The 12,644-nt window shown below is 44.4% G+C and carries 13 protein-coding genes; 4 read left to right on the top strand and 9 right to left on the bottom strand.

The window, feature by feature from the left end:
• Positions 1–18 precede the first annotated feature (18 nt).
• On the top strand, positions 19–507 hold the full coding sequence (locus tag B5D77_RS06890; RefSeq protein WP_008200576.1) for a universal stress protein: 489 nt from the start codon (positions 19–21) through the stop codon (positions 505–507).
• Positions 508–517: 10 nt separating this feature from the next.
• Here the strand turns inward: B5D77_RS06890 and lepB are convergent, their stop codons facing one another.
• The 8 genes from lepB to B5D77_RS06830 form a co-directional block, all read right to left on the bottom strand.
• Complete coding sequence (gene lepB / locus B5D77_RS06885; RefSeq protein ID WP_008200573.1) at positions 518–1,093, bottom strand: signal peptidase I; 576 nt, start codon at positions 1,091–1,093, stop codon at positions 518–520.
• A complete protein-coding gene (gene mazG, locus B5D77_RS06880; protein ID WP_106908524.1) occupies positions 1,093–1,926 on the bottom strand; it encodes a nucleoside triphosphate pyrophosphohydrolase in 834 nt (277 codons plus the stop codon). Before mazG ends, lepB begins: the two co-directional genes overlap by 1 nt.
• A 565-nt stretch (positions 1,927–2,491) precedes the next feature.
• Entirely contained in the window at positions 2,492–2,863 is a 372-nt protein-coding gene (locus B5D77_RS06865) for a hypothetical protein (RefSeq protein WP_106908523.1), read from the bottom strand.
• Positions 2,864–3,936: 1,073 nt separating this feature from the next.
• Positions 3,937–4,338 carry a phosphomannose isomerase type II C-terminal cupin domain gene (locus tag B5D77_RS06850; protein WP_002803359.1) on the bottom strand — a complete coding sequence of 134 codons (402 nt, stop codon included), beginning with the start codon at positions 4,336–4,338 and terminating at the stop codon, positions 3,937–3,939.
• Between the two features lie 107 nt (positions 4,339–4,445).
• Positions 4,446–4,742 (bottom strand): Asp-tRNA(Asn)/Glu-tRNA(Gln) amidotransferase subunit GatC, encoded by a 297-nt coding sequence (gatC, locus tag B5D77_RS06845; protein WP_002803357.1) that lies wholly within the window; start codon positions 4,740–4,742, stop codon positions 4,446–4,448.
• Between the two features lie 148 nt (positions 4,743–4,890).
• On the bottom strand, positions 4,891–5,412 hold the full coding sequence (locus B5D77_RS06840; protein WP_002803355.1) for a photosystem I assembly protein Ycf3: 522 nt from the start codon (positions 5,410–5,412) through the stop codon (positions 4,891–4,893).
• A 389-nt stretch (positions 5,413–5,801) separates the two neighbouring features.
• The gene (locus B5D77_RS06835; RefSeq protein WP_253882587.1) at positions 5,802–6,464 is read right to left on the bottom strand and encodes a discoidin domain-containing protein; all 663 of its coding nucleotides are present in this window, start codon (positions 6,462–6,464) and stop codon (positions 5,802–5,804) included.
• Positions 6,465–6,748: 284 nt separating this feature from the next.
• Positions 6,749–8,149: a hypothetical protein gene (locus tag B5D77_RS06830; protein WP_008200558.1), complete on the bottom strand. Its 1,401-nt coding sequence runs from the start codon at positions 8,147–8,149 to the stop codon at positions 6,749–6,751.
• 73 nt (positions 8,150–8,222) lie between these two features.
• Here B5D77_RS06830 and B5D77_RS25770 point away from each other — a divergent pair, with 73 nt between their 5' ends.
• Complete coding sequence (locus tag B5D77_RS25770; RefSeq protein WP_157221738.1) at positions 8,223–8,369, top strand: hypothetical protein; 147 nt, start codon at positions 8,223–8,225, stop codon at positions 8,367–8,369.
• Positions 8,370–8,432: 63 nt separating this feature from the next.
• Here the strand turns inward: B5D77_RS25770 and B5D77_RS06825 are convergent, their stop codons facing one another.
• Positions 8,433–9,374, bottom strand: a complete 942-nt coding sequence (locus B5D77_RS06825; protein ID WP_008200556.1) for a glycosyltransferase family 2 protein — start codon at positions 9,372–9,374, stop codon at positions 8,433–8,435.
• A 543-nt stretch (positions 9,375–9,917) separates the two neighbouring features.
• Here B5D77_RS06825 and glmM point away from each other — a divergent pair.
• Together glmM and B5D77_RS06805 are read left to right on the top strand one after the other, a co-directional pair.
• On the top strand, positions 9,918–11,357 hold the full coding sequence (gene glmM / locus B5D77_RS06810) for a phosphoglucosamine mutase (RefSeq protein ID WP_106908519.1): 1,440 nt from the start codon (positions 9,918–9,920) through the stop codon (positions 11,355–11,357).
• A gap of 272 nt (positions 11,358–11,629) precedes the next feature.
• Entirely contained in the window at positions 11,630–12,643 is a 1,014-nt protein-coding gene (locus tag B5D77_RS06805; protein WP_106908518.1) for an RRXRR domain-containing protein, read from the top strand.
• Position 12,644 lies beyond the last annotated feature (1 nt).

Genomic DNA, 12,644 nt, shown 5'->3' with positions numbered 1-12,644 from the left:
GGTTGCAGAGGTGGAAAAATGTATCAAAAAATCTTGATAGCAATAGATTTATCAGAGATGGGGGAGAGTGTCTTTAAGGAGGCTGTATCCTTAGCCAGTAAGTACGAAGCTAACCTGCTACTACTGCACGTCCTTTCCCCTGAAGAAGATTATAGCCCTTTACCGATTCCGCCCAATTTAGCCGATATTTACCCCGCCCAGGGTAATGATCTCACTCTCGATTTTTGGCGGCAACAATGGGAAGAATTCGAGCAGAAAGGGGTAGAAATGTTGCAAAAAAGAGCTAATCAGGCGGGAGAAATGGGTGTAAAGGGAGAATACCAGCAAATTTACGGTCATGCCGCCAAAACTATCTGTAAAGTGGCGCGAGAGGAAAATATTGATTTAATTGTCATCGGTCGGCGTGGGCGATCGGGTCTAGGAGAGTTATTCTTAGGTAGTGTGAGTAATTATGTTCTCCATCATGCCCCCTGTTCCGTCTTAATTGTTCAACATCCTCAGGACTAAAAATTGCTGATTAGCTATTCCCCCCTAAAATCCCCAAACGATTAAAAGGAAAAAAGCGAAAAACCGCCCTACCAATCACGTTATTTTCCGGTAAAAACCCCCAGATATGGGAGTCATTGCTATTATTGCGATTATCTCCCATGACAAATAAGTTATTTTCCGGCACGAGCAAAGGCATGAAATTATATTGGGGGGGTTCGAGAATATAATCCTCTGCCAAGGGTTGATTATTCAGGTAAATTTTGCCCTCCTTAACAGCAATCACATCCCCTGCGGTGGCAATCACCCTTTTAATAAAAGCTTGGTTCTTTTGATATCCCTGTAATTGTAATTGTGCTGGCGGTTCAAAGACGACGATATCCCCCCGTCGAGGAGGATGGAAATCGTAGGAAAGTTTTTCCACCACTAAGCGATCGCCCTGTTCTAAAGTGGGTAACATAGAATCAGAGGGGATAAAACGAGGTTCCGCCACAAAAGTGCGGATTAGTAGGGCTAAAACTAAAGCTATAGCGATAATTTGCAGATTTTCTCGAATAGAAGCCCAAAAACTTTTAGATTTGTCTTTATTAATTTCTTGCTCTTGCATTATTGCCCAGATGATGGTTGGTGTAACTTAGCTTTCGCTTGCTGCCAAAAAACTGTTAATTCCTCTAGTGTATAGTCATGGAGAGGCTTTTCCGCCACGGATTCCACCAGGGAAAAACGTTGAATAAAACGCAGATTAGTCTCTTGTAAAGCGATGCTGGGGTCTAAATTATACCAGCGAGCAAGATTGACAATAGTAAAGAGTAAATCGCCTAATTCGGCCTGTTGATGCTCTTTATCGCAGGATTCTAGGGACTCTTGCCATTCTGCCAACTCTTCGCCGAATTTTTCCCACACTCCTGCGATATTTTCCCAGTCAAAACCGACCCGCGCCGCTTGCCGAGAAATTTTCATCGCTCCCATCAAGGGTGGCAAAGTTTGGGCATAACGGGTTAATTTGCCGCTAACAGTCGGGTCATTTTTTTCCTCAGCCTTGATTTTCTCCCAATTTTGACGCACCTGTTCGGGATTTTCTAGGGATAGCTCCCCGAAAACGTGGGGATGACGACGAATTAATTTATCGGTGATGCCTCTAGCCACTTCTTCTAGGCTAAAATTACCCTCATCGCTGGCAATTTGGGCTTGTAAAACCACCTGTAGCAGTAAATCGCCTAATTCCTCGGCAATGGCAGTTTTATCACCGCTTTTAATCGCCGCTACCACCTCATAAGCTTCTTCGATAACGTAGGGAATTAGGGTTTCCGGGGTTTGGGCTAAATCCCAAGGACAGCCGCTTTCTGGGTCTCGTAAACGGGCAACAACGCTGATTAAATGGTTTAATGCCGCTAAGATGGCCTTGTAGCTGGGATTGTCGGTTTCTGGAGGGCTAGACATCGATTTTTTCTGGTTTTCTCGCCCATTATACCGGTTAGTTATCAGTGATCAGTGATCAGTTATCAGTGATCAGTTATCAGTGATCAGTTATCAGTTATCAGTTATCAGTTATCAGTTATCAGTTATCAGTTATCAAAAGCTCTCATCTCCCTGTCTTCTAATATTCAGTTACAGCCTTTCTGATAATAGATGAAGTTTAACCTAATTTGAGCGAAGACCGACTCCCCATTATTCAGATAACTGCTTGGCTCTCTTATTCTTTGTGTGATCTCGCGTAGCGAGCGCGTTGCGACCAGTTTAACTTATATAGTAGTGATCGATCTCTGTGTCCTTTGTGTCTCTGTGGTTCCCCTTCCACTCACTTGCCCGCAAAAATGTATCTTAGAATACATTTTACCCACCAAATCGGGGAGAGCCACTGCTTTAGCTCAATAATGATGAAAAAACCCGGTAAAACCGGGTTGCACTAGCTTGGATTGTGTATAGTCAACCAATCAAGCAGTTGAAAACTTAAATAAATCTAAATAGAAAAAAGGTAAGTAATTCCACTGTAAGAAAATCAGATTTAATGAACTACCCCGCAAGTTAGGGGACAAGAAGCATAAACAGCTTGATGAGAGGTTTTTACCTCACCGTGTAACCAGTGCAACCAGCTAACTTCATGGGGATGAACACCTTTTGCTGTTAATAAAGCGGCACTAATTAGGATAGCCAAAATATTGATACCAATAATCATTCCCGCCACTAAAAGCACGGAACTAATCGGTAAAACTGACTGTAAGATAATCGCCGACAATGCTCCCACTGTCATCATTAATACTACTAAAGGAAATCCCACTACTAATAAACAGACAGTGAGGACGAAACTCCAGAGAAGAAAGCTTTTTAGCATTGCTAAAGAAACGTAGCCCCAGTTATTTCTTGCGGTTAATTGCATCTTCCTGACCTCTTACAAACTTGGTGGTCTAACTTTTCTGCACGTCGGCTCAAAGTTGATGAAAACCAGTATAGGGAAAACACCGAAGAAGATGAGCTATTCGCAATATAAATTTACAATCATCGCCGATCATCTATGTTATATGTATCGAACTATTACAAGAATCGGCCAGAGGTATCGAAAACTTTACAATCAGTTTCCCTTGATCCCCAATCCAGTTTCCTGCTGAAATCCTTGATCCCCGTCGATAATCCTTTCTTCTGTCCCTGTCCTCAGATTTTTCAGCGTCTCCTTGTAACAAATATTTACAATTACTTCTAGAATTCTCAGAAAATAGGTGGACGGGAGTGGAAATTATGAATTATGAATTATGAATTATAAATTAGGCTCTTCGTTACTTGGTATGGTTCGATAGGGGAGCATAAATCGACTAAATCCTTATCTGGCAAGAGACTTAATTGATTAGTTCGCTCTAGATCAAAAACAATTGACAAAAATCGCCAAATGTCTTTCTCTATAAGAGTTTCATTCCTTATAATCCTGTACGTTGCATAAGACAAACCGAAGAACCATAAATTACGAATTGGCAGGTGGGGAGAGGGGAGAGCGGAGAACAAATAAAAATAATCTCCTGAATAAGCTAAGACGCATTTTAACGGCCTATCCTGAGATTAGCTGAATCTCCCCCAATCCCTTTCCTGTTGCAAGAGTGCAAGAGTGCCTCATCTCAACCAGCAATTTAGATGCGGGGGCAGCTTATGAGCGGCTTTTCTTTGTCATAGAATTGACATCTGGCTGTTATAGTCCTGACAAATCAGAGTTATATGCTAGAGTTAATCCAGCAAAGGAATAAATTATTTCCCCTAGCCCAGCTTTCCTCAAGCTTCCCACACAGGGTCTAGGGGGAGTTTATTTTTCTGCCATGGAGGAAAACCGCTACCCGGCCGGAAAAGAAAATTTTTCTATAACTTGAGTAGCCTTGACAACAGGGAAGACAGTCAGGCAGACTGACCTAAACAGGTTTTTGGGGCGAAAATATAGTTTCTTGCCCTTCTGTCCCCCTAAACACTGTCTTAGCTCTGATGGCGAGCATAATCATCCTGAAAACGGACTATATCATCCTCTCCTAAATATTCCCCATTTTGCACTTCAATTAACACCAATTTGATCACCCCGGGGTTTTCCAGACGGTGAGCGGTACACTGCGGCACATAGGTGGACTGATTAGCACCGAGAATTTCCTCGTTATCTCCACAGGTGACTTTTGCCGTCCCCGAAACCACAATCCAGTGTTCACTGCGATGGTAGTGCATCTGTAAACTGAGACGATGACCCGGATTTACTTCAATCCGCTTGATTTTATAACCGGGACCTTCTTCTAGGGTGGTGAAAGAACCCCAAGGCCTAAATTCTGTTGCTGCCGATTCTACGGTCGAAATAAGCTGAAATGGTGCCACATCTTGGGATGCGATCATTATATTATGTCTCCATTGCTAGGTCTGATCTTAGTCCAAGATAGCAGCAAAAACCCTAGATGGCATCTAAATCAGTGATCAGTAAACAGTAAATAGTGGTCACTGATTTACTCTTCGTCGGTGTTGAGAATACGGGGAACGCGGAAATAATCCCCTTCTGGGGCCGGCGATTCTTGCACTAAGACCTCGTGATCGGGATAAAGTCTATTACTATCGGCGCGAGTGATATTTTGAATTTCGATCGCTCGCGTGGTGGGTGGCACATTTTCCGTGTCTAATTCGCTTAACTGCTCGAAATAATCCAGTATTCCGCTTAATTGCGCCGCAAATTGTTCTTCTTCGCCGCTATCAATCTCTAAACGGGCTAAATGGGCGATTTTTTCAACTGTTGCTCGATCGATCATGGGGGAAATGGGGTAATGATGAATTATGAATGATCAATTGGGGGGTGAGGGAGTGGAAATTATGAATTATCAATTATGAATTATCAATTGGGGAGAATAAATAAAAGCAATTTCCTGACTCCTGACTCCTGAATCCTGTCTCCTCAATTTAGAAGAACACATCAATTTCCGATCGCCCGGTGATCTTCAGCCAGTTTTGGGCTTCAATGTAGTTATTGGGGGCTAATCGGATGGCTTGTTTCCAGTATTCTGCCGCTTTGTCGTAGAGTGCTTCTGCTTCCGCTTGTCGGCCGTCTTCTCTGGCTTTTTCCCCTTGAAAATGGTAAATAACAGCGATATTATTCAAGGCGGAGGGCATTCTAGGATTAAGTTGGATAGCTTCTTCGTAGTATTCCAGAGCCTTTTCATGCTCGCCGTTACTAGCGTGGATAATGCCGATATTGTAGAGGATATAACTGCGATCGTTAGGATCCTCTTCTAAGGTTAACGCTTCATAGTAGTTATCTAGGGCTTCGGCGTATTCGCCGTCAGCTTGGGCAGACATCCCATCACGGTAATAAACAAAGGCTTCCTTGGCTTTTTTATTGGCGGGCAGTATCTTTAAAATGATATCCGCCATGACGGTAAAAGATTTATCAATAAAGTTATCGTTACGTTGGGTGCGCGGCATAGTTAGGACAAGTAGGCGATCAAAATGACTATTTACCTTTATAGCACTCGCCAGAAACTCTAGGGCTGTTTTTCTAATTTTTCTCGACCATGGGTGCCATGTAGAGGTCCTCGGCTGGGCTGGGGGCGAACGTTATTTTCCAGCAAAAAAATTCCCCTAGCAAGGGGCAACTATGGGGCTTACTAATCTTTATCCTTTGCGTCCCGATTGGAAAAATGTCAAATCTGCTAGGGACGAGCGACAGTTCCTAGAACTTTCCTGACACCCTTGTTGCTCCAACCACCATTGACGCAACTTTACCTAAGATTTAGATTTCTCCCTGTTGGTTGCTCTAAGTGAGTAGATTGGTTACCCAGTGTTATCCCATAACCCCACCTACCATCCAAAAATTAAATTCTTTTTCTCAGACCAACAGCCGCTAAACCGAAGGCTAACAGAGCCAGGGTGGTGGAAGGTTCGGGGATTGATCTAAACTGAATCTCATTGAAACCAACACGAGCGTTAGAGCCAGTGTCAGCGCCTGAATGGATAGTCATGTTACTAAATCTAACATTAGTCGCCAAGACTGGGCTAAAACTGAACTGCTGCACGGCTATAGTAGAACCCGCGCCTGAAGGTCCTTGGGCGAAGGAAGTTGGAACGCCAAGGCCAGTCAGAGGAGTCCAATTTGTTCCACCGTCGCTGGAGTATTCAATCCTCACGGCGTTAATCCCCTGACCGGCTGTTGTTGTACTACCGCCAAAGTTCCAGAAACTAAACCCAGCGAGATTATAGACACGACCAAAAGCAAAGTTGATCCTAAGTGATGAAAGAGGAGTACCAGAGACTCCCGAAGCTGACCGCCAAGCATTAGAGTTAGCAGGAGTAAGCGTATCAATGATCGTCGATGAGTGATTTCCCGTCAGACTTGGGGTGTTAGCTGGCGGACCTACCAGCCCTTTTCCGTTGGTAGTAAAATTTATGTCACCCTGTCCACTCCCCATAAATGATTGTGTGGCAGTGACATTACGGATCAGGCCTGCGGCTTGGGCGTTCTGCGGCACAGCCAACATTAGGCCGAAAGTGGCGGTGGATAAAACAAGATGTGTAATAGCGAGTTTCACAGGGAAATCTCCTTAAAATAAGATTTAGCTAGAGTCAAGTGGGCGCATAGCACCCTTTTCTATCCTATTTGTTTTTTTTGCCAGCTTCTGTTACTTTTGATACAATTTTTTTATTTTTTTATGTTAGAGGAATAGGTGGACAGGGGGACATCGCCCACATATTGAGAAAGTCAGAAGCCAGAAATCGGGTGGAGAAGAAATTCTGTCTTCTGCCTTCATAGCGGGCAATCGGCCTACTGATGAGATTCTAGCGTCGTGGTTTTGCTATTGTCCCCATCGGAGAATAAATCATCGCTAAATAGATCATCAAGGGACAGTTCTTCCTCAAGGGATTCTAGATTGCCAATTTCTTCATTATCCAACATACTGAAGAAATCTAGTTCTTCTTGGTCACTCGCAACAGAAGCAACATTTCGTCCCTTAGATGCAACTGTAGGGGTTTCTTCGGCAAAAGAATCGAAGAATTCGAGTCCATTGCCGTCAGCAGTATCGGCAAATAAGTCATCTAGAAAATTTTGGTTATCGGCGAATTTGTCTGGGTCGGTGGCTAATAAATCGGAGTAACTGGTGTTACTGCTAACGGTTTCTTGACTGAAGCTCTGATCGTAATTACCCGATAATTCTTCTAGACTAGCGATCGTTCTAGTTTCTTCCTCTAATGTTAGACTGTTGAAAAATTCTATCTCAGCAGCGGACATTTCCCAGCTAGAGATTGCTGGTTCTTCCATGACGGGAAAATCTTCGCTCTCGGTCATTTCTGGAGAAACTAAGGTTTCTTCCCTGCTGTTTAAACCCTCAAATGTCTCCATTACTGGGGCGAATTCTGAGGGGGAAACGGGCGTTTCTAGGGGTGTTTCGGGGGCAAATTCCGGTTCTAATCCCAGGGTTTCTTCCGTGATAAAACCATCAAAGGGATTCATTTCCCCAGTGAATTCTGAGGGGGAAACGGGCGTTTCTAGGGGTGTTTCGGGGGCAAATTCTGGTTCTAATCCTAGGGTTTCTTCCGTGATAAAACCCTCAAAAGGATTGATTTCTTCGGCACTGGGGTTATCGGGGAAATCATCCCAGGGTTCGACAATTTCAGGGGTTCGCTCATCCAATACGGTTTGGCGGGCGTTTTCTAGTTCTAACAGTTGACTTTGATAACCCTGTTCTAGTTGTTGAATTTGCCACTGATAGCCATTTTCTAATTCTAGAATCTGCTCCTGTTGACTTTGACGCAGGGCTTCTATTTCCGCTTGCTTGCCTTCTATAATCCCTTCTATTTGACTTTGATAGCTTTGGCGCAATTCCTCGATTCTAGCTTCGTATTGCCGTTGAAGTTCCTGAATTTCGGTTGTATGGGCAGTTTCCACGGCTGGAGCGGCAGTTGCGCTGGCTGCCTCTGCTAAACGTCCTTGGCTATCTTCTAACTCTTTTTGCAATTTAGCCAATTCTTCTCTATAGGTGGCTTCGATATTGCCAAACTGTCCTTTGCTGTCTTTTAACTCTGCTTCGGTTTCACCTAAAGCCGCCCGAATTTTCTCATATTTTTGCAGTGCTTCCCTGATTTTTCCCTCTTGCAGGGCATATAAAGCCCCACCCCCGATCGCACCGCCACCGACAAAACCGATTAAAATATCGAAGATATTCATGATGGGATTCCTCCTCTAGGAAAATTTACTTCTAATATGCCCAATCTCAGAGGATAATTCACAAGGGGCAAATGTGGTCGGTATTTTCCGCCGCTCTCTATGGCGATTGCTTTTGATTGTGGCAGCAATTATCGGAAAAAGAAAGCCAATATTAACTTTTTTATCAGCCAATGTTCACCTTTACGGCAGTTATCTTGATGGTGAGGTACAAAGTCTCTAGTTTTAGGGGGTCGGTTGTCAATGCTAAATGCTGTCACACCGCATCGGTGTTTGGCAAGACATTTCACTGAGGCTGCATTTCCCGATAAGCTTGATAAACGCCGCGCACGTTGTACCAATTGAGAAAAATGCGGGCAATTTCTAGGGCTAATTGCGGTTTACCTCGATCGATTAACCATTGTAACAGCGGGGAGAGGCTGCGTTCATTCAGGGTTCCGCCTAGGGAAAGTAAACCCCACAAAAGTCGGTGAATCCAAGTCATTTGAATCATCATCCGCACTTCCCAGGTGGGATGTTTTTGATAAAAAAGCACTCCCATCCGTCCCCGTTGAATTTCCTTATCGATGAGATTGGGAATTTGGGCGAGATTAAAGGGGGGATGCCAATGATAACCGACCGCTTCCGGACATTTGATTAATTTTAGTCCTAATTGCTTCAATCTCACCCCTAATTCCAAGTCTTCCCAACCGTAGAGTTGAAACTGCGTATCGAATAATCCCGCCGCTAATAACCATTTTTTGGCGATCGCCACGTTGCCCGTGGCAAAATAGGCGGCGGAGAAGTCGGTGATTTTATAGGGTTCACTGGTGGGATGCTCGAAGTTACAGGTATTAATGACGCTGCCGTAGGTAAATAAGCGATCGCTGCCGAGACTGGCTGCCCCGGCGGTTAAAGCGTCGGCGTGGGCTTGCAAAAAATTTTCTGTCACTACCAGATCGCTATCGATAAAAATAATCGTATCACCGCGAGCTTTTTCTACCCCCAGATTCCTAGCGATCGCTGGTCCGCCGTGATCCTGTGGCCACAGTTGCAGATGGGGTAAATTGGCTTTCTGACTTTCTAGCCAGGCGAGCGTCCCATCGCTAGAACCATCATCGACAAGGACTATTTCGTAGTTTTCCACCTTATTATCGGTTAAACGCTGATTTTCTAGGGCGAGTAAACATTTTTTTAAGATTGCTTGGCGATTGTAGGTAGGGATGACAACACTGATCAGCACGGGCATTCGGGGGTCAAGATTACCGTTTTAGCTTACCAAATAACCTCGGTTCCTTGCTTAGACCTCCGGCAAAAATCCACAATCTTGATTCAGGATTCAGGAGACAGGAGATAGGAGATAGGGTTTTGGGGTGATAGGGTTTTGGGGTGATAGGGTTTTGGGGTGATAGGGTGATGAGACAGCTTCCCCACTTCCCCACACCCCAATTCATAATTCATAATTCAGGTTCTTCCGAACTTACACTGTAGAAAATTCCTCAAGCACCCTCTCTGCCCAGCAATGCTCTAAAGTTGATAAATATCAATCTAACAAAAACTCAAAGCCCTGCTATACAAGCTTTACAAGCATGAGTTGTTGATAGTTTTGCATGACAGGTTCGGTAGAGCCATAATTCATAATTCATAATTCATAATTTATAATTCCCACACCCCACACCCTACAGTGTCAGGAACTCCGGGAGGAGGATTAAGGTCAACTGGGAACATTAATTTTAAAAAATCGGTGATCATGTTATCCTCTGATTGTGTTGTGTGAGGAAAAGAATCGGCCATGGTAGCGTCTCTATCGTATCAAAATGGACAAAAAACTCGATCGCATCCTCTGTTATCCTTAGGGGGTTTGATCGAATTGCCGCCATCCCCCCTGTTTGGCACGGACGGAATTCGCGGCCAGGTGGGAGAATTATTAACTGCCCCCCTAGCGCTACAAATCGGATTTTGGGCGGGACAGGTATTAAAAAATCAGGCTGGTGTCACCAAACCGGTAATTATCGGTCAAGATTCGCGTAATTCCAGTGATATGTTAGCCAATGCTATCACTGCGGGGTTAACTTGGGCGGGAATAGAAGTCTGGCAACTGGGATTATGTCCCACTCCCTGCGTCGCCTATTTAACCAGAGAAAGCGAAGCGATGGGGGGGATAATGATTTCTGCCAGTCATAATCCTCCCGAAGATAACGGCATTAAATTTTTTGACAGTAGCGGTTTAAAATTATCCGGCACTTTAGCGGCACAGATAGAAGCGGGTTTAAGGGGCAATTTAGAATTAGCGGATAAACCGGAAAATTGGGGAAAAGCGACTTTTTGTCCCGAATTAATCCAAAAGTATTATCAAGCTGTCATTGATTCCGTCGGGACGGATATTAACCTATCGGGATTAAAAATAGTTTTAGATCTAGCTTGGGGGGCAGCTGTTAACCTAGCACCTTTAGTATTCCAAGCTTTGGGGGCGGAAGTTATCTGCCTACACGAGCGAGCCGATGGCGATCGCATTAACGTTAATTGTGGTTCTACCCATTTAGAAAGCCTACAGGCGGCGGTAATCAATCAGCAAGCGGATTTGGGGTTTGCCTTCGATGGCGATGCCGATCGGGTCCTGGCCGTGGATAGTCAAGGTAGAGTGGTAGATGGCGATTATATCCTCTATTTTTGGGGTCGTTCCCTCTTAGAAGCCGGACGGCTACCGGATGGGTTATTAGTGGCAACGGTGATGGCTAATTTAGGCTTTGAACGCGCTTGGCAAAAACTGGGGGGGCAATTCTTGCGTACTGCCGTGGGCGATCAGCACGTTCAGGCGCAGATGTGGGAAACTGGAGCCATGCTAGGGGGTGAACAATCCGGTCATATCCTCTGCCATCATTACGGGGTTTCTGGGGATGGAATGCAAACCGCCCTACATTTAGCGGCTTTAGTGCGGAAATCGGGGGTTTCCTTGGCTAATCTAGTCGACCATAGCTTTGTCACCTATCCGCAGATTTTACGCAATGTGCGGGTGGAGGATAGAGAAGTGCGACGTAATTGGCAGCAATGTGAACCTTTGCACCGAGAGATCCGCCAAGCGGAGACAGCTATGGCAGAAAAAGGCAGGATTTTGGTACGAGCTTCCGGGACAGAACCGTTAATTCGGGTGATGGTGGAAGCAGAAACCCTAGAATTAGCCAATTTTTGGACAGAAAGGCTAGTAGCAGCGGTGCGAAGCTATCTTTTGTAGTCGATCGAGCGAGATAGGGATTATAATGCTCTTAGTCTGGCGTAGCAAGGGATAATTGTCACTAACCCCGCCCTAAAAGCGACGGGGCTTGCCTAAACCAATTTAGGCGACGCAAGTAGAGACTACCGCATCGAGACGCAATCTGGCCCAGACTTCCGAATACTTCCCTAGTTCGGATTACCTCTCAGCTTTATTGGTAAAGCGTTGTTAGACAAGACATCTGGATTGTGTTGCGGAAAGGGACTTTAACTTTACTCTTAAGGATTATCTCCATGGCAAGAGTTCCTGTTATCTCAAAAGACGGAAAACCGTTGATGCCCACTAAACCCAGTCGGGCCAGGCGGTGGATTAAGGAAGGAAAAGCTATCGGTAAATTCAACGACTTAGATATTTTCTATGTCCAGCTAACCGATGAACCTTCCGATAACAAAACCCAACCGATTGCTATTGGTATTGACCCAGGTAAATTATTCTCTGGAATTGGCGTTCAATCCTCTCTTTTTACTCTTTGGAAGACTCACTTAGAACTTCCTTTTAATCTAAGAGCGCATCGACAAAAACGATTCTCAAATAGAAAACAAGGAAAATTAGCTCCCTCAATCAAAGCTAATCGTCAACTTGAACTTCGAGTCGTTTCCGAACTAACCAAAATCTATCCAATTACCGATATTTACTTTGAGTACATCAAAGCCGATGTTGATTTAACTTCTGGTAGAAAAGGGGCTAAGTCTGGAAAAGGTTTCTCGTCGGTCATGGTTGGACAAAAATGGACTATTGAGCAACTGTCTAAATTGGCAACAGTCCATACTCGCTTTGGTTGGCAAACCTCTAATCTCAGAAAACATTTGCGACTAGAAAAGTCCAAAAATAAAGCAGAACAATCACCAGAAAGCCATGCTAACGATGGAATTGCTCTTGCCTGTTTTCAGTTTTTAGACTATTTGCCATTCCACAATTCTAATAGTCATGGATATGATTGGAAGGGTTATGTTAAAGTAACAAACGCTCCCTTTGCTGTCATCAAACGTCCTCCTATTAGTCGTCGTCAACTTCACCTGATGGTTTTTTCTAACGGTGGTAAACGACGTAAATATGGTGGCTCGACCACAAGACATGGGTTCCGTAAAGGAGATTTAGTTTCTTCTCCCAAAGGAATTGGTTATGTCAGTGGAGATACCGAAAAACAGCTATCTGTAAGCGATACCAATGGTCAACGATTGGGACAGATAGCTGTTAGCAAGATTCAGTTAATTCGTCGTTCTAACGGTTTAATTGTTTCTCGCTAAC

Source organism: Microcystis sp. MC19, from assembly GCF_003019735.1.
Lineage (GTDB): Bacteria > Cyanobacteriota > Cyanobacteriia > Cyanobacteriales > Microcystaceae > Microcystis.
The sequence above is the reverse complement of the archived record's forward strand: the minus strand, read 5'-3'. Positions and strand labels throughout refer to the sequence as shown.